Origin of the sequence: Pseudoalteromonas sp. PAST1 (assembly GCF_021532515.1) — a bacterium.
In the GTDB taxonomy this organism is placed as follows: Bacteria; Pseudomonadota; Gammaproteobacteria; order Enterobacterales; family Alteromonadaceae; genus Pseudoalteromonas; species Pseudoalteromonas simplex.
Genome location: NZ_JAKGBH010000022.1, coordinates 1 through 24,907 on the forward strand (window position 1 = coordinate 1; position 24,907 = coordinate 24,907).

The 24,907-nt window shown below is 41.9% G+C and carries 27 protein-coding genes; 15 read left to right on the top strand and 12 right to left on the bottom strand.

The window, feature by feature from the left end:
- Positions 1 to 313 precede the first annotated feature (313 nt).
- From rpsI to zapE, 3 genes are all read right to left on the bottom strand, one after another.
- The gene (rpsI, locus tag L1272_RS12115) at positions 314 to 706 is read right to left on the bottom strand and encodes a 30S ribosomal protein S9 (protein ID WP_095209788.1); all 393 of its coding nucleotides are present in this window, start codon (positions 704 to 706) and stop codon (positions 314 to 316) included.
- Positions 707 to 714: 8 nt separating this feature from the next.
- Positions 715 to 1,143 carry a 50S ribosomal protein L13 gene (gene rplM, locus L1272_RS12120; protein ID WP_054554177.1) on the bottom strand — a complete coding sequence of 143 codons (429 nt, stop codon included), beginning with the start codon at positions 1,141 to 1,143 and terminating at the stop codon, positions 715 to 717.
- A 335-nt stretch (positions 1,144 to 1,478) separates the two neighbouring features.
- Positions 1,479 to 2,567, bottom strand: coding sequence for a cell division protein ZapE (gene zapE, locus L1272_RS12125; protein ID WP_054554176.1), 1,089 nt, complete (start codon positions 2,565 to 2,567; stop codon positions 1,479 to 1,481).
- A 178-nt stretch (positions 2,568 to 2,745) separates the two neighbouring features.
- Here zapE and L1272_RS12130 point away from each other — a divergent pair, with 178 nt between their 5' ends.
- From L1272_RS12130 to L1272_RS12140, 3 genes are all read left to right on the top strand, one after another.
- Positions 2,746 to 3,189: a YhcB family protein gene (locus L1272_RS12130; protein ID WP_055020791.1), complete on the top strand. Its 444-nt coding sequence runs from the start codon at positions 2,746 to 2,748 to the stop codon at positions 3,187 to 3,189.
- A gap of 123 nt (positions 3,190 to 3,312) precedes the next feature.
- Positions 3,313 to 4,665, top strand: a complete 1,353-nt coding sequence (locus L1272_RS12135; protein WP_138602010.1) for a Do family serine endopeptidase — start codon at positions 3,313 to 3,315, stop codon at positions 4,663 to 4,665.
- A 98-nt stretch (positions 4,666 to 4,763) separates the two neighbouring features.
- Positions 4,764 to 5,846 carry a trypsin-like peptidase domain-containing protein gene (locus L1272_RS12140; RefSeq protein WP_235373530.1) on the top strand — a complete coding sequence of 361 codons (1,083 nt, stop codon included), beginning with the start codon at positions 4,764 to 4,766 and terminating at the stop codon, positions 5,844 to 5,846.
- Positions 5,847 to 5,913: 67 nt separating this feature from the next.
- Here the strand turns inward: L1272_RS12140 and murA are convergent, their stop codons facing one another.
- From murA to L1272_RS12175, 7 genes are read right to left on the bottom strand one after another with little or no spacing between them, the layout of a single operon-like run.
- The gene (gene murA, locus L1272_RS12145; RefSeq protein ID WP_138602006.1) at positions 5,914 to 7,173 is read right to left on the bottom strand and encodes a UDP-N-acetylglucosamine 1-carboxyvinyltransferase; all 1,260 of its coding nucleotides are present in this window, start codon (positions 7,171 to 7,173) and stop codon (positions 5,914 to 5,916) included.
- A 15-nt stretch (positions 7,174 to 7,188) separates the two neighbouring features.
- Positions 7,189 to 7,446, bottom strand: coding sequence for a BolA family protein (locus L1272_RS12150; protein ID WP_054554171.1), 258 nt, complete (start codon positions 7,444 to 7,446; stop codon positions 7,189 to 7,191).
- Positions 7,447 to 7,451: 5 nt separating this feature from the next.
- Positions 7,452 to 7,745: an STAS domain-containing protein gene (locus L1272_RS12155; RefSeq protein ID WP_054554170.1), complete on the bottom strand. Its 294-nt coding sequence runs from the start codon at positions 7,743 to 7,745 to the stop codon at positions 7,452 to 7,454.
- Positions 7,738 to 8,385, bottom strand: a complete 648-nt coding sequence (locus tag L1272_RS12160) for an MlaC/ttg2D family ABC transporter substrate-binding protein (RefSeq protein WP_442961835.1) — start codon at positions 8,383 to 8,385, stop codon at positions 7,738 to 7,740. The genes L1272_RS12155 and L1272_RS12160 overlap by 8 nt, the downstream gene beginning before the upstream one ends.
- A gap of 32 nt (positions 8,386 to 8,417) precedes the next feature.
- Entirely contained in the window at positions 8,418 to 8,966 is a 549-nt protein-coding gene (mlaD, locus tag L1272_RS12165; RefSeq protein ID WP_054554168.1) for an outer membrane lipid asymmetry maintenance protein MlaD, read from the bottom strand.
- A 13-nt stretch (positions 8,967 to 8,979) separates the two neighbouring features.
- Entirely contained in the window at positions 8,980 to 9,759 is a 780-nt protein-coding gene (gene mlaE / locus L1272_RS12170) for a lipid asymmetry maintenance ABC transporter permease subunit MlaE (protein ID WP_054554167.1), read from the bottom strand.
- A complete protein-coding gene (locus tag L1272_RS12175) occupies positions 9,752 to 10,570 on the bottom strand; it encodes an ATP-binding cassette domain-containing protein (protein WP_235373555.1) in 819 nt (272 codons plus the stop codon). The genes mlaE and L1272_RS12175 overlap by 8 nt, the downstream gene beginning before the upstream one ends.
- 248 nt (positions 10,571 to 10,818) lie before the next feature.
- Here L1272_RS12175 and L1272_RS12180 point away from each other — a divergent pair, with 248 nt between their 5' ends.
- From L1272_RS12180 to mgtE, 12 genes are all read left to right on the top strand, one after another.
- Positions 10,819 to 11,787: a calcium/sodium antiporter gene (locus L1272_RS12180; protein WP_054554165.1), complete on the top strand. Its 969-nt coding sequence runs from the start codon at positions 10,819 to 10,821 to the stop codon at positions 11,785 to 11,787.
- A gap of 3 nt (positions 11,788 to 11,790) precedes the next feature.
- Positions 11,791 to 12,762, top strand: a complete 972-nt coding sequence (locus L1272_RS12185) for a KpsF/GutQ family sugar-phosphate isomerase (protein WP_054554164.1) — start codon at positions 11,791 to 11,793, stop codon at positions 12,760 to 12,762.
- Positions 12,763 to 12,765: 3 nt separating this feature from the next.
- Positions 12,766 to 13,317 (top strand): 3-deoxy-manno-octulosonate-8-phosphatase KdsC, encoded by a 552-nt coding sequence (gene kdsC / locus L1272_RS12190; protein WP_235373532.1) that lies wholly within the window; start codon positions 12,766 to 12,768, stop codon positions 13,315 to 13,317.
- Positions 13,314 to 13,868 carry an LPS export ABC transporter periplasmic protein LptC gene (lptC, locus tag L1272_RS12195; RefSeq protein WP_054554162.1) on the top strand — a complete coding sequence of 185 codons (555 nt, stop codon included), beginning with the start codon at positions 13,314 to 13,316 and terminating at the stop codon, positions 13,866 to 13,868. Before kdsC ends, lptC begins: the two co-directional genes overlap by 4 nt.
- Complete coding sequence (gene lptA, locus L1272_RS12200; protein ID WP_054554161.1) at positions 13,858 to 14,379, top strand: lipopolysaccharide transport periplasmic protein LptA; 522 nt, start codon at positions 13,858 to 13,860, stop codon at positions 14,377 to 14,379. The genes lptC and lptA overlap by 11 nt, the downstream gene beginning before the upstream one ends.
- On the top strand, positions 14,376 to 15,101 hold the full coding sequence (gene lptB, locus L1272_RS12205; protein ID WP_054554160.1) for an LPS export ABC transporter ATP-binding protein: 726 nt from the start codon (positions 14,376 to 14,378) through the stop codon (positions 15,099 to 15,101). Before lptA ends, lptB begins: the two co-directional genes overlap by 4 nt.
- A 106-nt stretch (positions 15,102 to 15,207) precedes the next feature.
- The gene (locus L1272_RS12210) at positions 15,208 to 16,704 is read left to right on the top strand and encodes an RNA polymerase factor sigma-54 (protein ID WP_054554159.1); all 1,497 of its coding nucleotides are present in this window, start codon (positions 15,208 to 15,210) and stop codon (positions 16,702 to 16,704) included.
- Between the two features lie 26 nt (positions 16,705 to 16,730).
- Entirely contained in the window at positions 16,731 to 17,018 is a 288-nt protein-coding gene (gene hpf, locus L1272_RS12215; RefSeq protein ID WP_054554158.1) for a ribosome hibernation promoting factor, read from the top strand.
- Between the two features lie 3 nt (positions 17,019 to 17,021).
- Positions 17,022 to 17,474: a PTS IIA-like nitrogen regulatory protein PtsN gene (gene ptsN / locus L1272_RS12220; RefSeq protein ID WP_235373533.1), complete on the top strand. Its 453-nt coding sequence runs from the start codon at positions 17,022 to 17,024 to the stop codon at positions 17,472 to 17,474.
- Positions 17,475 to 18,320, top strand: coding sequence for an RNase adapter RapZ (gene rapZ, locus L1272_RS12225; protein WP_138601999.1), 846 nt, complete (start codon positions 17,475 to 17,477; stop codon positions 18,318 to 18,320).
- Between the two features lie 13 nt (positions 18,321 to 18,333).
- Positions 18,334 to 18,606, top strand: a complete 273-nt coding sequence (locus L1272_RS12230; protein WP_054554155.1) for an HPr family phosphocarrier protein — start codon at positions 18,334 to 18,336, stop codon at positions 18,604 to 18,606.
- Positions 18,607 to 18,817: 211 nt separating this feature from the next.
- Positions 18,818 to 20,176: a magnesium transporter gene (gene mgtE / locus L1272_RS12235; protein WP_054561109.1), complete on the top strand. Its 1,359-nt coding sequence runs from the start codon at positions 18,818 to 18,820 to the stop codon at positions 20,174 to 20,176.
- 77 nt (positions 20,177 to 20,253) lie between these two features.
- Here the strand turns inward: mgtE and L1272_RS12240 are convergent, their stop codons facing one another.
- Together L1272_RS12240 and L1272_RS12245 are read right to left on the bottom strand one after the other, a co-directional pair.
- A complete protein-coding gene (locus L1272_RS12240) occupies positions 20,254 to 22,431 on the bottom strand; it encodes a YgiQ family radical SAM protein (protein WP_187491003.1) in 2,178 nt (725 codons plus the stop codon).
- Positions 22,432 to 22,552: 121 nt separating this feature from the next.
- Positions 22,553 to 24,748 (bottom strand): bifunctional diguanylate cyclase/phosphodiesterase, encoded by a 2,196-nt coding sequence (locus L1272_RS12245; RefSeq protein WP_054554152.1) that lies wholly within the window; start codon positions 24,746 to 24,748, stop codon positions 22,553 to 22,555.
- Between the last annotated feature and the right edge of the window lie 159 nt (positions 24,749 to 24,907).

Consider the following 24,907-nt stretch of genomic DNA (forward strand, 5'->3'; position numbering starts at 1 on the left):
GACCATCTTAACTGTATCTGTGGTGTCTAACGACTCTTGAACGACTTTTATTTTAAATTCGAGGGAATATCTACGCTGTGACTTTACTTTCATGATTACTGACTCCAAAAAGGTGTCTACTTTTATGGAGTCAGATCAATCAGCTATCAAAAATATAAAACCTGAGAGATCAATGTAAAGCTATTATTGTTAAAAAACATAAATAACTAAGCCCTCTCTCGATCAGCTAAAAACTGACGTCTGAAAGCTGACAGCTCCAAAAACAAAAAACCCAGCCGGAGCTGGGTTTTTGGTATTCTGATAAACGTAAATATTAACGTTTTGAGAATTGTGGACGCTTACGTGCTTTCTTAAGACCCACTTTCTTACGCTCAACTTTACGTGCATCACGTGTAACGAAACCTGCTTTACGAAGTGTAGGACGTAGAGACTCGTCAAACTCCATAAGTGCACGAGTGATACCGTGACGGATAGCACCAGCTTGACCAGTTGTACCACCACCTGAAACAGTGATGTGTAGGTCAAACTTTTCAGTCATTTCTACGTGCTCTAGTGCTTGACGAACAACCATGCGAGCAGTCTCACGACCGAAGTACTCTTCTAGAGAGCGCTTGTTGATTACGATGTTACCAGTGCCTGGGCGTAAGAATACGCGAGCACTTGAACTTTTACGACGACCTGTACCGTAGTATTGATTTGCCATGATAGTGCTCCTTAAATGTCTAGAACCTGAGGCTGTTGTGCAGCATGGTTGTGCTCAGTACCTGAGTAAACTTTAAGTTTACGGTACATTGCGCGGCCTAAAGGACCACGTGGCAACATGCCTTTAACAGCTTTTTCGATGATCATTTCAGGCTTTGCAGCTTGAAGCTTGTCGAAAGTAGTAGACTTAAGACCACCTGGGAAACCAGTGTGTGCGTGGTACATTTTGTCTTTTGCTTTATTACCAGTAACAGTAACTTTCTCAGCGTTGATAACGATGATGTAATCACCAGTATCTACGTGAGGAGTGTATTCAGCTTTATGCTTACCGCGTAGGCGACGAGCGATTTCAGTAGCGATGCGACCTAAAGTTTTACCTTCAGCGTCAACTACGTACCAGTCACGTTTTACTGTTTCTGGCTTAGCAACAAACGTTTTCATTTATTAAAATCCAATGTTTTTTAATTAAAACCACAGGTAATTATTATTAATTACCGCTCTAAGTTGAATGCTTTAACCCCTTCGAGTTTAAGACTTTGAGCCATCAATTAGAGGCTAAACTAATATCTGGCAATAGAACGCAACGTGGCAGACGCGGGAGTATACCAGCACTTGAACCACATTGCTATATGATGGTTGTTTTTTATTCGAGAAAATCAGCTATCAAAAGCTTAAAAATCGAAAAATGAATGTAAAGCTACTTCAGTTCATTAACACAAATAACTAAACCACTATCTCGATCAGCTAAAAACTGACGGCTGAAAGCTGACAGCTCACTAAGCTAGATGCTCTTTTGCTAAATACTCTAGCGATTGCATTTCTTGTAGTCGGCTAATACAGCGCTTAAATTCAAAATTTAAGTTACCTTCGCTATATAGCTCGGTTATTGGCTTTTCAGCAGAGATAATCAGCGTTACATGACGCTCGTAGAATTCATCCACTAACGCGATAAAACGACGTGCCGCATCATCATTGGCTTGCCCAAGAGCTTTTACGTTCGACAAAATCACCGTGTTATAAAGTCGGCTTATTTCCATGTAATCAACTTGGCTGCGGGCTGTTTCGCATAGTTCACTAAACTCAAACATAGCAATACAGTCAGACACTTTACGGGTTTTGATCATCCGCCCTTCAATTTCAATTTCTTTATCGAGCACACCCGGCTCAGGTGACAACTTATCGAAGTATTCAAATAAATTATCATCAGCTTGCTTATCAAGCGGACTATGGAAAATTTCGGCTTGCTCAAGGGTACGTAAGCGATAATCAACCCCCGAGTCTACATTTACGATTTCGGTGTTGGCTTTTACCAACTCAATTGCTGGTAAGAAACGTGCACGCTGCAAACCGTTTCGATACAGCTCATCAGGCACGATGTTTGACGTAGCTACCAGCACAATGCCGCGCTCAAATAAGGCTTCCATCAAACCACCTAGCAGCATTGCATCAGTGATATCTTGCACAAAAAATTCATCAAAACAGATAATATCTGTTTCTGATTTAAAGATATCTGCAACCACATTTAATGGATTACTGGTATTTTTTAACTTTTTCAGCTCATCATGCACGCGATGCATAAAACGGTGAAAGTGCACACGCATCTTACGATCAGTAGGTAAAGCTTCGTAGAACGTATCAACTAAATAGGTCTTACCTCTACCTACTCCGCCCCAAAAATACAGCCCTTTTATACTTGGCGTGCTATCTTTAGAGAATAGTTTGGCAAACCACCCCTTCGCGGCTGGTTTGTCTGCCGTTAGGTCATCATAGAGTCTTTGCAAATGGCGCACTGCATTTTCTTGCGCTGCATCATGTACAAAGTCTTCACGTTGTAAATCTTGTTGGTATTTCTGCCAAGGAGTCATAGGTCGTTACAATAAAACACAGTTAAATTTGCACAGTATATTAACACGCATCGTATCTCAGGGTATATTAGCCCGCAGTATGATTTCACAATCAAATTAAGCATATTTTAATAATGATTGGACTATAAATGTTTTTAAAGCATTTGTTTTTGTTATTTTTTCCCAAAGGGGTAGATTTATGGGCACAATTACCTGGATAGGTATTCTAATCATCGTTGCAATTTCAGCATTCTTCATTGGTGCTTTTGTAACCAAAAAACAATTTAAGCAAGACGAACTAGAACAACAAGTCGAGCAAGCTAACAATGCACTTGAACAATATCGTCAAGATGTAGCTGATCATCTAGCGAGCACAGGTAAGCTAGTATCTAAAATGAAAGATAACTACGACCAGCTACTGAACCATGTAGAAGAAACAAATAAACTGCTACTTGCTGATAAAAAACAGCACCCAAATGAGCCGTTCTTTTCTAAAGAAACAACTGAGCAATTACAAAACTCATTACAAGACCGCAGAGGCGATCGTTCAAGTGCTGAAGCTCAGCCTGCTGACTATGTTGTTGGTGAAACGGGCTTGTTCACTGGCTCAGAGAAAGTTTCAGAACATTCTAAAGCCTCTTGATGAACTTTTTTTTGACCCCATAGTCATTAGATATAACAGCTTTATATCTAAACCAAGAAAAGGGCTGCTTATGCAGCCCTTTTTAGTTTTTGCTTTATCTCTGAAGTGGAGTAAACCCAGACTATGAAAATGAAATTATCTGTTATCAGTGCTGCTATTTTATCTTCTAGCTTATTATTAAGCCCTGCAATTTCAATGGCAAAACTTCCTGTTGCTGTAAATGGTCAACAATTGCCAACCCTCGCACCTATGCTTGAGCAAATCACACCGGGCGTGGTGAGCATTCAAGTATCAGGCTCCAAAGAAGTTCGCCGCCGTGCGACTCCATTTGATGACTTTTTTGGTGTTCCTCGTGGTGGCAGTCAAAAGCGTGAATTTAGTGGCCTAGGCTCAGGTGTGATCATTGATGCAGACGAAGGATACGTGGTTACTAATAACCATGTTATCGAAGATGCCGAAAAAATGGTGGTGACCTTAGAAGATGGCCGCGAATATGACGCGACCAAAATTGGTAGTGATAAAGAGTCAGATATTGCCTTGCTGCAAATTGATGCTGAAGACTTAACAGCGCTTAAAATTGCCGATTCAGATCAGTTACGTGTAGGAGACTTCGCAGTTGCCATTGGTAATCCATTTGGTCTAAGTCACACAGTAACATCAGGTATCGTCAGTGCCCTTGGCCGTAGCGGTTTAAATATAGAGGGCTATGAAGACTTTATTCAAACCGATGCAGCTATCAACCAAGGCAACTCAGGCGGCGCGTTAGTGAACCTTAATGGTGAACTGATTGGTATCAACACTGCTATCTTAGGTGCATCAGGTGGTAATGTGGGGATTGGTTTTGCCATTCCATCTACCATGATGAAAAACCTTGTTGACCAGATCATCGAGCACGGTGAAGTGCGTCGTGGCTCGCTGGGTATTTCAGGTCGACCACTTGATGCAGGCCTCGCTAAAGCACAACAGTTAGACGTAAAACAAGGCGCTTACGTTATGCAAGTAATGGATGATACAGCAGCAAGTAAAGCGGGTATCAAAGCGGGTGATGTAATCATTAGCGTTGATGGTACTGAAATTAGTGGTTTCCATGAATTACGCAGTAAAATTGCTACCCTTGGCGAAGGCAAAAAAGTAAAACTGGGCATTTACCGAGATGGCAAAATCAAAACCGTTAATGTCACATTAGATGGTGCATCAGCAACGACTGCTGCTGGCGAAGAAACGCACCCAGCTTTCCAAGGAGCGACATTAGAAAATACCCAGAAGAGTGATGGTAAGGGTGTTGAAGTAACCGGCGTACAAGCGCGTTCTCCAGCTGCTCGTGTCGGCCTTGAAGAAGGTGATGTGATCATGCAAGTGAACCGTCAACGCGTTGAAACAATCCGCGACATGAATAAGATCATTGAAAATACCAAAGGTAACATCGTACTAGGTGTTAAACGAGGTAGAGAGCTTATTTTCGTACTTATTCAGTAAACCTAGTTGATAAATCATGAAAAAATAACAGCGGTGCTTGCCGCTGTTATTTTTTTTGTGCCATCATTAAGGGATTGCTCACTGATAATAAGAATACTGTGCTGAAACTTTTAAAATTTATCCTTCCACCGCTTTTCACTGGTTTAGGCATTGCCTTTTTAGTGGTTTTATTTAGCCCAAGCCTTCGTAGCACACTGTTACCAGATATGAATTTACCTGCAGCGATATCCTCTGAACATATGAGCTTTGCTGATGCAGTACAAAAAGCAGCGCCGTCGGTTGTTACTATTTTTTCAGAAAGCATTTCCAATCAACCGCGCTATAAACGTCAAAACACCGTTCAAGCTCTTGGCTCTGGTGTGATCATGACCCAAGACGGCTATATCTTGACTAACTACCATGTAATCAAAAATGCCGATCTCATTATCGTTACACTCGCTGATGGCCGTCGTTTTTATGATGTACAAGTGATTGGTTTTGATACTCAAACAGATTTAGCACTGTTAAAGATCAGCGCTGAGCATTTACCAAAGATTCCAGTGAACGATAAATTTAAACCACGTGTAGGTGATGTTGTTTTAGCGATAGGTAACCCGCTTAACTTAGGTCAAACCATTACCCAAGGTATTATCAGTGCGACGGGTAAACAAAACTTAATCGATAGCCCTTACAGCAGCCTATTACAGATGGATGCTGCGATTAACGTGGGCAACTCAGGTGGCGCGTTAGTCAATTCAAGAGGTGACTTAGTCGGTATTACCTCGGCACAATTTAAAACTCATGAAAATCTCGATATTCAGGGTATTTTCTTTGCGGTGCCTTACTCGATTGCCAAAGATGTGATGGATAAACTAATAAAGCATGGCCGTGTCGTACGTGGCTATTTAGGCTTTAGTGGCACCGGCATTGATAGTACAGGTAAAGATGTTAGCGATAACTTTACGCCTGTTGCAGGTATGCGTATTTCTCAACTTGATCCATTTGGCCCAGCCTGGAAAGCAGGTATTAGAGAAACAGATATTGTAGTTAAAATTGGCGGTATTGCAGTAGCAAACCCACAACAAGTGCTCGAGAAACTGGCCAATACAGAGCCAGGAAAAGAACTTGAGTTTGAAGTATATCGCAATGGCAAAATCTTAAAAGTAATGGTGACTGTTGCAGAACTCGAAGACGATCAGTAGTTACTTAGGTAATACAGATACAAAAAAGGCCTAACAAGTGTTAGGCCTTTTTTGGAAGTCTTAGCGATTAGCTTGAACGGCGCTTGATATTAGCACCTAGCGCACTCAGCTTATCTTCAATGCGTTGATAACCACGGTCTACGTGATAGATGCGGTCAACAATAGTCTCACCTTGAGCAACGATCCCTGTCAAAATAAGGCTCGCTGAAGCACGTAAATCAGTTGCCATCACTTGCGCGCCTGATAGGCTTTCTGTATCCCCACAAATTGCCGTATTACCTTCTAAGCGAATGTTTGCGCCCATACGCTGTAACTCTGGTACGTGCATAAAACGGTTTTCAAAAATCGTTTCTGTGATGGTTGCACTGCCTTTCGCTACCACATTTAAAGCTGTAAACTGCGCTTGCATATCGGTAGGGAAACCCGGGTGTGGCATAGTCTTAATATTAACTGCTTTTAATTCGCGGCCACGCATATCAAGATAAATGCTGTTATCAGTGACTTCAACCAAGGCATTGGTAGCGCGTAGTTTTTCAATCACAGGATCAAGACTATGGTGGTCTGTATTTTTACAAAGCACTTCACCGCCAGCCATTGCCGCCGCAACCAAGAAGGTACCTGTTTCAATGCGATCAGGAAGAATGCTGTACTCACAACCCGATAGTGACTCAACCCCTTCAATTTCGATACGGCTAGTGCCTGCACCGCTGATCTTCGCACCCATCGCAATTAAGCAATTAGCAAGATCGGTAATTTCAGGTTCGCGAGCGGCATTTTCAAGTACAGTTTTACCATCAGCCAGCGTTGCTGCCATTAGTAAGTTTTCTGTTGCGCCAACACTGACCATCTCCATAAAGATTTCAGCACCTTTTAAGCGACCATCAACCTTAGCGTTGATATAACCATTTTCAACCTTGATGATAGCGCCCATGCGCTCGAGGCCTTGAATATGGATATCAACTGGGCGGGCACCAATCGCACAACCACCTGGCAGTGATACTTGCGCTTGGCCAAAACGGGCAACTAAAGGGCCTAATGCAAGCACAGAGGCACGCATTTGCTTTACCAGCTCGTACGGTGCAAGCGTTTTATCAACCGTCGCACCATCAATGATTAGTTTGTCTTGCTGCCATTCGACATTTGCACCCAGCGTTTTTAACAAGGCTTCTGTGGTGCCGATATCGCGTAAACGAGGAACATTACTAAAGGTACTTTTGCCCTGCCCTAAAAGCGCAGCAAAAAGAATTGGAAGAGCGGCATTTTTAGCGCCAGAAATAGTGACTTCACCTGCCAGCGAGGTGCCACCTTGAATAACAAATTGATCCATTAGGAGGCCCTGCGACTATTGAGGTAAAATAAATTTTTGTTCGCGTTTCCATTCAGTCGGTGTGAACGCTTTGATAGATACAGCGTGGATTGTACCGTCTGAGATTGTTGACATTAACGGAGCATAAACCAACTGTTGCTTCTTCACGCGAGATAAACCATCAAAACACTCACCAACAGCAATCACTTCGTAGTGGCTACCATTTGCTTTAACAATCACTTCATCTAGTTTTAATTCGTCGCGTAATAACGTTTCGACTTGGCTCGTTTCCATAAATCTCACTCAAATAAGTTTGTGACCTGACCCAACTGCATTAAGTTTTGCAATTGCTCAGGGCTATTTTGCAGTTCAAGGTGAATGCCTTGCTGCTTTAATTCTGCGAAAGAGTGAATTAACCAAGCTAAGCCCGCCGTGTCAACCCTAGAAAGCCCAGAAAGGTCAAAATACCATGTTTTATGCTTAGTATCTGGCTTAACGTTCAGAAGCCGTTCACGACCAATTGAATTTCGAGTCAGTTCGCCACTGACTCGAAACTGGTTCTCTTCAAGTTGAGTAATCTCGACTTTACTCATTGCCACCTTCACCTCTGAACTGAACTGGCAACTGGCTCTTCTGCTCCAATAAATCACTCACATATTCTATACCTTGTTGGCGTAAAATACCTTGTAATTCACTTTGTTTAGCATCTAATAAGCTAATACCTTCCGCAATCATGTCATAGGCTCGCCAATCACCATCACGATCCTCGCGTACCTTAAAATCGATTTTAATATCTGGCTTACCCGGCTCAACAATTTTTGTTTTCACTACTACGACATCTTGGCCTTTGAAAGACTGCGCAGGTGCGAACTCAACGCTTTGATTAGTGTACTGTGTAAACACGCCAGCGTAAGTGGCGATTAAATATTTTTGAAATACATCAATAAAGCGCTGCAACTCTTTAATTGCTTTCGCTTTTTCTTCTTTATCTTCGATAGCGCGCACCTTTGATACATGATTACCTAATACGCGCAGTGCAGCATATTTGTAGTCTATGTAAGGCATCAGCTCTTCTTCAACGATAACGCGTAAATGCTCTTTATCTTTCGCAATTAGAGGCTGATCTTTAGAAATACGCGCAAACGTATGATCAGATACTTTACGCACCATTTTATAAGGATCTTTTAAATCAATATTTGCATCAGCTGCATTGACATTTAATGTCAACAGCATGCCCAAACATACTAAAAACTTCTTAAACATAATTATTCACTTCCTTGGTTGAATAAGAACTGACCTATCAATTCTTCTAAAACTAATGCTGATTTTGTGTCGGTAATGTAGTCACCATTGGCAAGAGCCTTACTTTCAACACCAAACAGCTCATCTAAGCCAGCATCTTGTTCATTAACTGTCACTTCATTGCCCATACAACGCTGTTCAGCAGATTCTGGGGCAATAACAGGGTTAATACCTAAATACTGTTCACCTAAAATACCTGACGTTAAAATAGAGATTGATGTGGTGTCTGAAAACTTACATAAGTAATTAGCATCAATCGCCATATTAACCACCGGCACAAACTCTTTTGGATGGATAAAAATAGATTCAACTCGACCAACAACCACACCACCTACTTTGATAGGCGCTCTTGCTTTTAAAGAACCAATATTCTCAAACTTTGCGTTAAGTTGGTAAGTTTCACCACTCCCACTAATGCCAGCATTCGCAACTTTAAATGCTAATAATGCAAATGCAGCGATACCAAGGGCTACAAAAAAGCCAACTAATATTTCTAATTTCCGTGAATTCATCTTAATACCCTAATTAGCTGGTAAACATTACCGCTGTTAAAATAAAGTCAAAACCTAATACTGCCAATGACGAGTGCACAACGGTTTCTGTTGTGGCCTTACTGATCCCCTCAGATGTAGGAACACAGTCATAGCCTTTGTAAAGTGCAATCCAAGTCACAATCATGGCGAATACAAAACTCTTAATCATGCCGTTCACAATATCTTGTTGAAACGACACTTGCGCTTGCATGATTGACCAGAAGCTTCCTGAGTCAACACCAAGCCAATCAACACCCACTAAATGAGCGCCAATAATAGCAACCGCAGAAAATATTAGTGCAAGCAATGGCATACTGATAAAACCAGCCCAAAAACGCGGTGCAATAATGCGTTTAAGTGGATCGATCGCCATCATTTCTAAACTTGATAATTGTTCAGTCGCTTTCATTAACCCAATTTCAGCAGTAAGCGCACTACCCGCGCGACCAGCAAACAGTAATGCTGTTACTACAGGGCCTAACTCACGTAATAAGCTCAATGCCACTAAGGGTCCTAAGCTATCTTCAGCACCATAGCCTACTAATACGGTGTAACCTTGCAGAGCGAGCACCATACCGATAAATAGGCCTGACACCATGATGATCAAAAGAGATTGCGAGCCCACCATATATAATTGGCGAACAAGTAAAGGTGTGCCTTTTTTAAAGTTTGGCACATTAACGAGTGCACCAAACAGCATTTGAGTAGAACGACCAAGCGCGGCAAAGCGCCCTAGCGTTTTGTGACCTAACTTCTGGAATAGATCAAGCATTATGCACTCCTAGTAATTCATCATCATACGCAGGAGCTGGGAAATGGAATGGCACAGGGCCATCCGATAAACCATTTAAGAACTGTTGCACAAGCTCAGATTCATGGTTTTGCATTTGCTCAGGTGACCCTTCGCCTATCACTCCTTGATCAGCAATGATGATCACGTGGTCGGCAATACTCATTACTTCTGTTACATCATGAGTTACGATCAGTGATGATAAACCTAACACCTCATTCAGTGACTTAATAAGTTTAACAAGCACACCCATGGAAATAGGATCTTGACCAGCAAAAGGCTCATCATACATGATAAGTTCTGGATCAAGGGCAATTGAACGCGCTAAAGCAGCACGACGAGCCATACCACCCGAAAGCTCAGACGGCATTAAATCTTGTGCACCACGCAGACCAACAGCTTGTAATTTCATTAAAACAACAAGGCGGATTAAATCTTCGCTAAGCTGAGTATGTTCGCGCAAAGAAAAGGCGATATTGTCAAACACTGACATATCGGTAAATAAAGCGCCGCTTTGAAACAGCATGCTCATTTTGGTACGGGCGGCGTAAAGTTCCTTGCGAGTCATGCTAGGAATGCTTTTGCCTTCAAATAAAATGTCACCAGAGTCAGGCTTCAGCTGACCGCCAATTAAGCGTAACATGGTGGTTTTACCAATGCCGCTCGGTCCCATGATAGCGGTAATCTTGCCTTTCGGAATGTTAAAACTCATATTTTTATATATGATTCTATCGCCCCGTGAAAAGGTTACATCCTTGATTTCTACTATTGATTGCGACAAGTCGCTCTCCATAACGTTTTTCACTAGTTTTGCCATTTTAAGGGTTTTTTAGTCAAGATGGAAAAAACAAATCGTAAAATTTTGTAATATTTTCTATCAATAAATTCTAAAGCTAGCTGTAAAGAGCTTAACGACACCTGAAATTTAGTTTCCTTACCAAGCACGCTTTATGCTTGCCAGCCCATTCTTTTACTTATACTTTCAGGCTCGCTTTTGTTACTATTTGCAGTCATCTGTATAAGTAATGTTGGCGTATCACAATGGTGACTTCTTTTGTCATTTTAATTATTGGCTTTGCTGCACTCGTTTGGAGTGCCGATCGGTTTGTTTATGGGGCGGCTGCACTGGCAAAAAATATGGGGATCCCCACCCTAATCATTGGTTTAACTGTTGTTGCTATGGGCTCATCTGCGCCTGAAATGATGGTATCTGCATCGGCAGCACTTGCTGATAAAACAGATACTGCGGTAGGAAATGCGGTCGGCTCTAACATTACTAACATCTTACTTGTACTTGGTGTCACAGCTTTACTGCGCCCCCTTTCAGTATCTTCAATGACACTTAAACGCGAAATGCCGCTGGTACTATTAATCTCTGTAGCCGCTTGGTATGTGTTCTCTGATAACTATTTTTCGTTCGCTGAAGGCATTGCATTGATGATTGCCTTTGCGGTGTTCATTGGTGGCTTAGTTATTGTGTCTCTGCGTGCTAAAAACCAAGATGACCCATTTGTCAGCGAAGCATGTGAAGATGTTCCGAACGATGTCAGCACTAAATCAGCCATATTTTGGTTAATCATCGGCATGATTTTATTACCAGTCAGTTCACACTTTTTAGTTGAATCAGCCGTTGATATCGCAAAATATTTTGGTCTATCAGACCTTGTAATAGGCTTAACCATAATTGCTATTGGCACCAGCTTACCAGAGCTGGCAGCCTGTATTGCAGGGGTATTAAAAAACGAAGACGATTTAGCGCTTGGTAATATCGTTGGCTCAAACATTTTCAATTTACTCGCCGTATTACCACTTGCGGGTATTATCAACCCATCAATTATTGACCCTTCTGCGGCAAACCGCGATGCACTTATCATGATTGCAGCAACCGTTGTATTGATTGCCATGTCATTGAACTTTAAAGGTGCTCGTCGTATCAATAGAGTAGAAGGTGGCTTACTGTTAGTCGCATTTATTGCATATCAGGGCTATATTTTCAGCCAAGTAGGATAATTAATGACACAACCTAGCTTTATCGCGCAGGGCAAGCGCGTACTCGAAATTGAAGCACAAGCTTTACAAGAAATTGAGCAATATATAAATCAAGATTTCGATAATGCTTGCCAATTAATGTTCCAATGTACAGGTCGTATTATTGTGATTGGTATGGGCAAGTCTGGCCATGTAGGTAATAAAATTGCTGCAACCCTTGCAAGTACTGGCACTCCGGCATTTTTTGTTCATCCTGGCGAAGCTAGCCACGGTGATTTAGGAATGATCACCCGCGACGATGTGGTGATGTGTATTTCAAATTCAGGTGAGACCAGCGAAGTACTCAGTATTATCCCTGTTATTAAGCGCATTGGCGCAAAAATGATTTCATTAACAGGCAACCCAGACTCAACAATGGCAAAACTGTCTGATGTTCATGTGTGCATCAAAGTTAGCCAAGAAGCGTGTCCGTTAGGCCTTGCCCCAACGGCAAGCACCACTGCAACCTTGGTTATGGGCGATGCAATGGCGGTTGCGCTACTAGAAACCCGAGGTTTCACTGCCGACGATTTTGCACTTTCGCACCCTGGTGGCAGCTTAGGTAAACGTTTATTACTTACATTAGATGATGTGATGCACGCAGGCGACGCAACGCCAATCGTTAGCGAAACCCAAAGCATCAAAGATGCATTGATTGAAATGTCAGCCAAAGGCCTTGGTATGACCGCAGTGATTGGTGCAGATGAAAAGTTAGCCGGGTTATTCACTGATGGTGACTTACGCCGTATTTTAGAACAGCGCATCGATATCCATAACACGGCAATTAGCCAAGTGATGACCCGTTCATGCACAACGGCTCGCCCTGACATGCTTGCGGCTGAAGCTTTAAATATTATGGAGCATAAACGTATTAATGGTTTAATTGTGGTGGATCAAAGCAACACACCAATTGGTGCCCTTAATATGCAAGACTTATTAAAAGCAGGAGTTCTCTAAGCAATGACATTCGCCGAACTATACCAGCCCCTGAGCCCTGATGTGAGTCAGCGTGCTCAAAAAATAAAACTATTAATCTGTGATATTGATGGTGTTTTTTCTGATGGTCGAATTTATTTGGGTAATAATGGCGAAGAGCTTAAAGCATTCAATACTAAAGATGGTTTTGGTATTAAAGCACTCACTAATAGTGGCTTTGAAGTGGCAGTGATTACTGGCCGCCATTCACAAATAGTTCAGCAGCGAATGACTAGCCTAACAGTTCAGCACATTTATCAGGGACAAGAAGATAAGCTGATTGCTTATCAAGAGTTAAAGGATAAACTGGGGCTGACAGATGAACAGATTGCCTATATTGGTGATGATGGTCCAGACTTACCAGTTATGGAAAAAGTTGGCTTTGCTGTCGCAGTAAACGATGCACACCCGCTTATCAAGAAGCTGGCTCATTACACCACATTATTACCGGGTGGCTTTGGAGCCGTGCGTGAATTAACTGATTTACTGATGTTAGAAAACGGCAAGCCGTTAACTAGCGATGGAACCAGCGCATGAATATAGCCCGTATTTTACTGAGTATTGTTTTTGTCTGTTGCATGGTGTGGTTATGGTACCCGTACTTTAACCAGTCAACTGATACAATAACTAGTGAAGACGAGATCATCGCAACGCCTGATTACACTGCCGTTGCTCTAAAGCAAACAGCTTATGACGAGCAAGGTAAAATTAGTCATAAAGTGGCAGCTGCAAAAATGGAGTTGTATCAACAATTAGGGTTTACCTTTTTTGAACAACCTATTTTTACTATTTATAGCGATCAGCAAGTTTGGCAAGTAAGAGCCAAAGAAGCTACTTTATACGAAAATGATCAGCTGATTTTTGAAGGGGATGTAGTTGCTAAAAACTTAACCCATAACGGTATGATCGAAGATATAAAAGCAGAAAATATTAATGTCGACATTGATAAAATGACGATGTTTTCAAAGCAACCTGTAACACTAACAGGACCGAATTTAAAAATTACCGGTAAAGGCTTAAAAGCCGATTTAAAAGCCGAAATTGTTGAGTTAACTAACCATACACGAACCATATACTATGACCAATAAACTGAAGAAATTACTCCTGATCCCAAGCTTATTGATTGCCTTTTCGGGCGCAGCTGCCGAGCAAACAGGCGCTCAAATTAGCATTAGCTCAGATCGCCAAGTCGGTAAACTAAAAGATGGCGTTGGCATATTCGAAGGTAACGTAGAGATCGTGCATGGTGATCGTCGCATTACAGCAGAGCGACTTGAGGCACATGGCGGTGACACCGAAGGTACAGTCGAATTAATTATCGCTACAGGCAAACCAGCTTACTTCGAAGAAAAGCAAGCTGATGGTACCGTGATGAGCGCCAGCGCCGAAGAAGTTCGTTATGATGTTGCGAAACGCTTCTTAACACTCAATGGCGAAGCTGAAGTCACTCAAGCGGGTCAAAAAGTAACGGCAAAAAGCATTACCTATGATATGGCTCAACAGCTGATCAGCGCAGAAAAAGACGAAAACTCAACAGATCGTGTACACACTATTTTAGTGCCTGTAGAAAATAAAAAAGACGATAAAGGCCAACCATGAGCACATTAAAAGCAGAGCTTTTAGCTAAAAGCTACAAAGGCCGCCAAGTGGTTAAAAATGTCGGTCTTGAAGTTGAAGCGGGCAGTATTGTTGGCTTGTTAGGGCCAAATGGTGCTGGTAAAACAACGACCTTCTATATGATTGTAGGCCTCGTACCAAGCGACAAAGGAAAAATAAGCATCGATGATAACGATATCACGCTTTTGCCAATGCACAGCCGTGCGCGCTTAGGTATTGGTTATCTACCACAAGAGTCGTCTATTTTTCGAAAATTAACAGTTTACCAAAACTTGATGGCCATATTAGAGACCCGCAAAGATCTTAACAAAACAACGCGCGAAGAGACGCTTAACAACTTATTAGATGAATTTAGCATTCAACATATTCGCGATAGCCAAGGTATGGCACTGTCAGGTGGTGAACGACGCCGCGTTGAAATTGCACGTGCATTAGCCGCTAATCCTAAATTTATCCTTTTAGATGAGCCTTTTGCTGGTGTTGATCCTATTTCAGTGTTAGATATAAAGAAAATTATTGAGCACCTAAAAAATCGTGGTATTGGTGTACTTATTACTGACCATAATGTTCGAGAAACCCTTGATGTTTGTGAAAAAGCCTACATTGTTTCTCATGGGGAGCTAATTGCATCAGGCACACCTGAGCACGTATTAGCTGACCAAACTGTACGTGATGTTTATCTAGGCGAGCAATTCAGGCTGTAACCATTACGCCACCGACTAGAGCATCTGCTAGACTTATACAATGACAATAAATCGATAACAGTGTCCTCACCGTTACCGATAACTTAAAAAGGATTGTTAGGGATACATGAGGCAATCATTACAGCTGCGCATGGGCCAGCAACTTACAATGACTCCACAACTGCAACAAGCCATTCGCTTGTTGCAGCTCAGTACATTGGATCTCCAGCAAGAAATTCAAGAAGCGCTTGATAGTAATCCTCTGCTTGAAGTGGAAGAAGCGGATTACAACGAAGAAAGCATCGGTAAGAATGAGCAAAAAGCGGAGTCTGACGATGTACAAGTCAGCGCGTCTGCCGACGAAGCACCTAGCGAATTCGAGCAAGAAAGCAGTGATGCTCTGAGTAAGGATACGGTTAGCGATGACTTAGCTATGGATGTTACGTGGGATGAGTACATGAGTGCCGCCCCATCAACATCGTCTGGGCCAATGCCTGAAGACGAGTCTATTTACCAAGGTGCTTCAACAGAAACACTGCAAGAATATTTAATGTGGCAACTACAGCTCACACCATTTAGTCCTACCGATGAAGCGATTGCCGTTGCCATCGTTGAAGCTATCGATGACTCAGGTATTTTAACGGTTAGCTGCGAAGATATTGTCGAAAGCTTTAATCAAAATAATGATGAAGAAGAAATCGAACTCGATGAAGTTGAAGCTGTCTTAAAAAGAATACAGTTATTCGATCCAGTTGGTATCGGCGCCCGAAGTTTACAAGAGTGCCTGTGTATACAACTTCGTCAATTCGATGCCAATACGCCATATTTAGCTGAAACTAAAATGGTTTTATCTGAGCATATCGAATTATTAGCAAGTCGCGACTATCGCACTTTAATGAAAAAGACTAAGCTTAAAGAAAACGAGCTTAAAGAAGTGATGACGCTCATTCACAGCTTAAATCCTAAGCCTGCGGATAGCATAGTACGCGAAGAATCTGAGTACGTCATACCCGATGTATCAGTGAAAAAAGTGAAAGGCCGCTGGGTAGTCGAGTTAAACCCAGATTGTATGCCAAAAATTAGAGTGAATAGCCAATATGCAGCGATGTCTCGCTCTGTTAAATCAAGTAGCGACAGCCAATTTATTCGTTCTCACTTACAAGAAGCAAAGTGGTTTATTAAGAGCTTAGAAAGCCGTAACGATACTTTACTAAAAGTGACCAACTGTATCGTGCAACAACAGCAAGCTTTCTTTGAACATGGCCCAGAAGCAATGAAGCCAATGGTGCTAAACGATGTCGCTGAAATGGTCGAAATGCATGAATCGACGATTTCTCGGGTTACAACACAAAAATATATGCATACCCCAAGGGGAATTTTTGAGTTGAAATATTTCTTCTCAAGCCATGTCAGCACCGAAAATGGTGGTGAGTGTTCTTCTACAGCAATTCGCGCTTTAATCAAGAAGTTAGTTGCTGCAGAAAACTCGGTTAAACCATTGAGTGATAGCAAAATTGCAGATATATTGGCTGAGCAAGGAATTAAAGTAGCTAGACGTACAATTGCAAAATATCGTGAGTCTCTAGCAATACCTCCGTCTAATCAGCGTAAAAGTCTGATTTAGACGTTTTACATAGAAGGAAAATGCTTATGCAACTAAATTTAACTGGTCGTCACGTAGAAGTCACTGATTCATTAAGAGACTATGTAAACACTAAGTTCGCAAAACTAGAAAGGCATTTTGATCATATTAATAATGTTCATGTCATTTTAGATGTAGAAAAATTAAGCCAAAAAGCAGAAGCAACTTTACATGTAAACGGAGGCGAGTTGTTCGCTTCTACAGAACATCAAGATATGTACGCAGCAATTGACTCATTGATCGATAAACTTGATCGCCAAGTCATTAAGCATAAAGAGAAATTAGCTCGACATTAAATTATGAAACTTAGTTCACTTACTAATCAGGACTGCAGCAAAGCTGCGGTCCTTTTTAATAGCAAAAAAAGAATTCTTGAGTATATTAGCGAGTTAGCTCACCAGCAGTTTCCTCATTTATCTCAACAAGATATCCTAGATGCTTTTCTGAACAGGGAAAAGTTAGGTAGTACAGGTATCGGCCGAGGAATAGCTATTCCCCACGGTCGAATGAGTGGTGCTGATGAACCTCATGCATTTATTATTGTCAGTGAATCTCCCATCAATTTTGATGCGATAGACAATCGTCCCGTTGATATTTTTGTGGCACTCATCGTACCAGAGGGCGATTGCCAGTTGCACTTGAAGACCTTGTCAACAATTGCTGATAGACTTAAAGATAAAGATTTTTGTAAACAGTTGCGAAGTGCTACAAGCGATCAGCAACTATTTCAAGTAATTGCATCAGAGGCATAAATGGAATTAATAATTATCAGCGGTCGCTCAGGCTCGGGGAAATCGGTCGCTTTACGAGTTCTTGAAGACTTAGGCTACTACTGTGTTGATAATATTCCTGTCAACCTACTGCCTTCGCTCGTGCGAAGTGTTTCTGATAATTATGACAAAATTGCCGTCAGTATCGACGTACGTAACTTACCGAAAGAGCAGCAAGAGTTTAATGATATTCTTGAGTACCTGCCAGGTTTTGCAAACCCAACACTATTCTACCTAGATAGTGATGATCAAACCCTAATTAAGCGTTTTTCTGAAACTCGCCGTTTGCATCCATTATCGATTGATTCTTTACCGCTTGATCTTGCCATTAAACAAGAAAAAATCCTGCTTGATGTGCTGATCACCCGCGCTGACTTTATGATTGATACCACTGATTTGAGTGTTCATCAGTTAGCAGAATCAATTCGTGAAAAGATTTTAGGTAAGAAAGATAAAAAACTGATTATTACGTTTATGTCGTTTGGTTTTAAGCATGGCATTCCAAAAGAAGCTGACTACGTTTTTGATGCACGCTTTTTACCGAACCCACACTGGGAACCTGATTTGAAGCCACTAACCGGTCTCGATCAGCCTGTCAGGGATTATTTAGCTAGCCACAGCATAGTGCAAAAGTTCACTTGGCAGATTCAAACCTTTGTACAGACTTGGTTGCCACATCTAGAGCGCAATAACCGCAGTTACCTAACCATTGCAATTGGTTGTACAGGAGGCCAACACCGTTCTGTTTACTTAGCGCAAACAATTGGTGAAAGCTTTTCTAAAACTCATGCTAATGTAAAAATTCGCCACCGCGAACAAGATATCTAACTAGGCACCAACAATGCACGCTGAAGATACCTTTTTAATTCAAAACAAACTTGGCTTACATGCTCGCGCTGCGACTGTTTTAGCGCAACTAGCACTGCAATTTGATGCCAAAATTACACTTTTTCAAGATGAGAAAGAAGCTGAAGGCGACAGCGTGTTAGCGTTAATGCTCCTTGAAAGTAGTCAAGGAAAAGAGGTTCGTGTTGTATGCGAAGGTCCTGACGCTGACGCTGCATTAACGGCAATCGGCGAATTAATTGCGCAACGCTTTCACGAGCAAGAATAGCATTTGCTAAGACTTCAAGGTTTACGGTAAACTTACTTCGGATATTTAAAATTCCCTTTAAATATCCTACTTTTATATCGCTCGCTTTTCTAAATTACAAAACTCTTAATAAATTTATCGCAGTGCGACGATATCTCTGCAAATACACTACAAAGCAACTATGCTGTATTTGCATAGCCTATTTAAACTTTTTTCAGTTGTAAGGACGCCAATGCCAGAAGCCTTTGAACAAGATTACCCACTACAACAACTCAAACAAGTGACCAAGTCACTCAATAGTGGTCAATTTGTTCAAGTGCGCGGCATGTTAGCCAAAACGGCACCTTGTGATACAGCCCTTTTACTTGAGTCTTCTCCCCATAAAATTCGTCGTATGCTTTGGCAGCTGGTTGACCCAGATGTCCGTGGTGATGTTCTAGAGGAACTCTCTGAAGATGTACGTCTTGGCATTATTGCCCAGATGGAGCCTGAGCACATTGCTGCTGCTACAGAAGATATGGACGACGATGACTTAGGTGAGGTTTTACGTAGTCTTCCTGATACCGTATATCAAGACGTTGTTAGCGCGATGGACTCGCAAGATAGAGAAAGGGCAACTCAAGCGCTTTCTTATCAAGAGCGCTCAGCCGGTGCCCTGATGAACAGCGATACGGTAACCATTCGTCCTGACGTTACTCTCGATGTTGTACTGCGCTATTTACGCTTACGAGGTGAGCTACCAGAGGGTACCGATGACTTATATGTAGTTGATAAGCATAACTGCTTTTTAGGCGCGCTTTCATTAACTACATTGCTGACCAGTCCTTCAGATAAAATTGTTCGTGATTTAATGGATGAAGACTGTGAGTCAATCCTAATCTCTATGGATGAAAGTGATGTAGCGCAACTGTTCGAGCGTCACAACTGGATTTCAGCCCCTGTTGTAGATGATAACGCTCACTTGCTTGGTCGTATTACCATCGATGATATCGTTGACGTAATCCGTGAAGATGCTGAACACAGCATGCTAAGCCTTGCTGGTCTTGACGACGAAGAAGATACCTTTGCGCCAGTACTCAAAAGCTCGCAGCGTCGCTCTATTTGGCTTGGGGTTAACTTATTAACCGCATTGCTAGCAGCAATTGTGGCAAGCTTTTTCGAAAACACCTTAGCAATCTTACCTATTTTAGCGGTACTCAATGGTATCGTACCTTCAATGGGTGGGGTTGCAGGTAGCCAAACCTTAACCCTGGTTATTCGTGGTATAGCGGTTGGCCATATCAACCAAACCAACCAACGCTTCTTATTACTCAAAGAGCTGGCGATTGGCGCACTGAATGGTATTATTTGGTCGATATTAATTGCTGGTGTGGTTGCCCTATGGCAATGGGACTTTAAGCTCGGCGCAGTGCTGGCCTTTGCAATGTTTATGAACCTTGTTGCCGCAGGTATTGCAGGTGCAAGCATTCCATTAATTCTTAAGAAAATGAAAATTGACCCTGCCCTCGCCGGCAGTGTGGTACTGACAACAGTAACGGATATTGTCGGTATCTTTGCCTTTTTAGGCACCGCAACCTGGCTATTGATCTGATACCAATTCACAATAATACTTAATTAAGCGAATTGGTATAAATAAAAACGGCCCTTTATGGGCCGTATTTATATCTTTTACTTTGCACGCTGCTTATTTTTACCTACTCTAGGTTTGGTATTGGCCTTTTTAAACTGGCTAAAACCGGTATGACGAGTCAGAGCTGCACGGCCTTTACCGCCCTTACCTTTAGCAGTTTTCTCGTTTCGACCTTCTTCAGGAACCAAACAATTCGGCCCTTTACCAATTAAATTCGCTTTGCCCATTTTTCTTAGTGCTTCACGGATCATCGGCCAACCAGCAGGATCGTGGTATCGTAAAATCGCTTTGTGTAAGCGACGCTGGCGTGCGCCTTTTGGAACAGGCACTTGCTCAGTATTGTTCTTAATATTGCGCAGCGAGTTCATCTCAGTGTGATAAATTGTGGTTGCATTGGCCATCGGCGATGGATAAAAGTTTTGTACTTGATCAAGCTTAAAGTCATGAGCCTTTAACCATAGCGCCATATTCACCATGTCTTCGTCTTTCGTTCCTGGGTGAGCAGAAATAAAATACGGGATCAAATACTGCTTTTTACCCGCTTCTTTTGAGTATTTATCAAATAGCTCTTTAAACTTATCGTAAGCTCCCATGCCCGGCTTCATCATCTTAGATAATGGACCATCTTCAGTGTGCTCAGGGGCAATTTTTAAGTACCCGCCTACGTGATGGGTAACCAACTCTTTTACGTAGCGAGGGTCTTCTACGGCTAAGTCATAACGTACGCCAGACGCGATCAAGATTTTCTTCACACCTTTTACATCTCGAGCTTTTTTATAAAGCTCAATCGTTGGGGTGTGATCCGTGTCCATGTGCTTACAAATATCAGGATAAACACATGATAAACGACGACACGTGCTCTCTGCCTTTTTGCTCTTACAGCGCAACTTATACATATTCGCGGTCGGTCCGCCTAAGTCAGAAATAACCCCAGTGAAGCCCGGTACTCTGTCACGAATTTGCTCAATTTCATCAATAATTGATTGCTCAGAACGGCTTTGAATAATACGTCCTTCATGTTCTGTTATTGAACAGAAAGAACAACCACCAAAGCAGCCTCGCATGATGTTCACCGAGGTTTTAATCATTTCATAAGCTGGGATTTTTTCATCGCCGTAGCTTGGGTGCGGAATACGCTGATATGGCAAACCAAATACGCCATCCATTTCTTCAGTTTCAAGCGGAAATGCAGGCGGATTTACCCAAATAGAGCGGTCGCCATGGCGTTGAAATAACGCACGCGCACAACCTGGGTTTGTTTCTTGGTGCAAAATACGCGAGGCGTGAGCATAAAGCGGTTTATTCACACTTACTTGCTCATACGCAGGCAGCTTAACGTAGGTCTTTTCCCATGGCTTAGGGCGAGCAGGCTGAATCGTGATTGGTTTAGCCGCCTCGGCACTTAAATCGATCCCCGCTTGCTTAAATTCAGACTTACTACAACCCACATCATCTGCGCCATACGGGTTTGGAATTGGATCAATCTTACCGATTTTATCAATTGCAGTTGAGTCACTACCGCGCCAACCCGGTAATGGTTCTTTACGAATAACCGCAGTACCACGAATATCTTGAATTGTCTCAACCGACTCACCCGCAGCAATACGGTGGGCAACTTCAACAAGTGGGCGCTCAGCGTTACCGTAAATTAAAATGTCAGCTTTAGCATCAAACAATACACTACGGCGTACTTTTTCTTGCCAATAATCATAATGAGCAATACGGCGTAAACTCGCCTCAATACCACCAATGATCAACGGCACATCTTTATAAGCTTCGCGACAGCGTTGGCTGTATACAACTACCGCACGGTCAGGACGTTTACCGCCTATGTTACCCGGCGTATAAGCGTCATCATGACGCATACGCTTTTCAGCAGTATAACGGTTGATCATCGAGTCCATATTACCCGCTGTAACACCAAAGAATAAGTTAGGCTTTCCTAACGCCATAAAGGCATCTTTTGAGTTCCAGTCAGGCTGCGCAATAATACCCACACGAAAACCCTGTGACTCAAGCATACGCCCAATCACAGCCATACCGAAACTTGGGTGATCTACATACGCATCACCACTGACAATGATCACGTCACAGCTATCCCAGCCTAACGCGTCCATTTCTGCACGAGTGGTTGGTAAAAATGGCGCCGTGCCATAGCATTCAGCCCAATACTTAGGGTAAGAAAACAGGCCTCGCTCGGCTTTTAATGCGCTCATAAAGTGTACTCTGCTAACAAAAGGGGCGAATTATACCTCAGTCTTATAGATTATTATAGAAAACAAAACGCCCTTCACATTGGAGGGCGCTGTTTAATTTGTATGCACTGACTGGAACTGGCTATTGCTTAGCTTGCAGGTAAGTAATTAACTCTTTTTCTGGCATAGGCTTAGCGTACATGAAGCCTTGCACTTCATCACAGCCAAGCTGAGCTAAATAATCTGCTTGCGCTTGTGTTTCAACCCCTTCTGCAATGGTTTTTAAGCCTAACCTTGCGCCAAGAGAAATAATTAACGCAGCAATCGCCTGACAATCTTGACCAGGTAAATCTTTGATAAAGTCGCGATCAATTTTTAGTCTATCTAATGGTAGTTTTTGCAAATAGCTTAACGACGAGAAGCCAGTACCAAAGTCATCAATTGCAATCTCAATACCAAACTCTTTAAGTTCTTTTAATGTGGTGATCACATTAGCTAGCTCATCCATAACCACGCTTTCGGTCACTTCGAGTTCAATAAACTGCGGTTTTACATCGTATTTAATAAGCGTGTCTTTTACTTGCTGAGCATAGCCTTTAACTTTAAACTGCGGTACTGAAACATTTACGGCAATACTGATTGCAAAGCCCATTGCTTCAAGGCGCTTTTGCTGCATACATGCTTGTTCTAACACCCATTGCCCTATATCAACAATTAAACCGGCATCTTCAGCCATCGGAACGAAAATCGCTGGTGAAATATACTGACCATTACCTGATGGCCAACGCAGTAGCGCTTCACAACCTATGATTTCTAGAGTATTTAAATCAAGTTGCGGCTGAAACCAAACCTCTAATTTACGTTGTTCGAAGTCTTGACGAAGCTGTCTAATGATCCCTAAACGCCAAGCCATTTTCTCTTCCATGTCTGGGGTATAAGTCACCACCGTTTCAGCAGATTGTTTTTTAGCTTGGTTTAAAGCAATGTAACCTAGTTTTAAAGTCTCGATCCCTGCTTGCTGAAAGTCACCTTGATAACATAAGCCAATGTTAAAGTTGATTGGCAAAATATGCTCTCCAGCATTAAATGGTAAACTTAAATGCTCACGAAGTAACTCAATATCGCATTTATCAGCAGCCAACAACAAACCGAAAACATCTGCACCAATGCGCGAGATAAGCTCTGCATTAGGGTATTCTTGTTGTAGCCTATCAACAATTGCATTTAGTAATAAATTACCGATTTCTTGCCCTAAGCCATTGTTGATATCAGAGAATTGCGAAACATCAATTAGTAAAAAGACAAAGTCATTTTTGCCCGGCTGGTAATAGCGCTCCACCTTATTCATAAAATCGTTACGATTCGATAAACCAGTTAATACATCTTTATAAGCTGCATCACGTAAACGGTTGAATAATCGAACATTATCAAGACCTACACTGACGTTCGTTAAGAATATCTCTGCAAATTGCAGTTGTGAAGGACTTGGCGTGTGCTCAGTTTCAAGGTAAATAGCTGCTTGGCGGTTTTTGCTTTTTAATAAATACGTACTGTCTACATCTGTATGCTGATGTTCACCTTGGGCTAGGCAGTTATTGACTTGCATGATAATACGGCCATCATCAAGTTGTTCAATGCCTTGACCTATAAACTCATTGTATTCAGCGCAGCCACCTAGCACATAAACCTGATTGTCATCTTCAATTGAGCCGCACAATAGCCCTTGTGGTTCGCAATCTAAAATAATCGAAAGCTGTTTAATAACCGCCATCGAAAACGCTTTAATATCAGTAAAACCAAGAATTGCCTTAGATGCATACAAAATATTATTTAAAGCACGGCTTTGAAATTCGAGCTGACAAACTTGTTCATAAGAGCGAATTGCTGTTACTAGGGCTGTGATAAGTTTACTACGAGTAAGTTCTGTTTTTGTTTTGTAGTCGTTGATATCGTATTCACGGATCACTTTTTCTTCAGGTGCATAGCCTGGTTGACCGGTACGTAAAATAATCCGCACATTGTGATTATTGAGGCACTCTCGTACCTGCTTTACAACTTGCAGGCCAGCATCATCTGATTCCATAACCACATCAAGTAAAATTACCGAAATGGAATGGTTACTTTTAAGTAATTCGAGCGCTTCTGAACCTGAATAGGCGTGGTGGAATCGTAAGCCTTTATCCCAGAACTCAACGCCAGAAAGCGCTAACTTAGTCACTGAATGTATCTCAGGATCGTCGTCGACTATTAATACGTCCCAAAACTCAGAGACAGTCTCTTCAACAAGCTGCTCCTCATCTTGGTCACTAAACAAAAAGTCGTTACTTTCTGATGCCATTAATAATTCCTTAGAGCAACCCTAGTAAAAATACCAACATTTTACAGTGATGCATAAAATTCTCTCAGTCACTTAACTATGATACATTTATCAGAACATATATAGTCATATCAGATAAATTATAGCCTAGGTTACGTATAATGTTATGAAAGATATAAA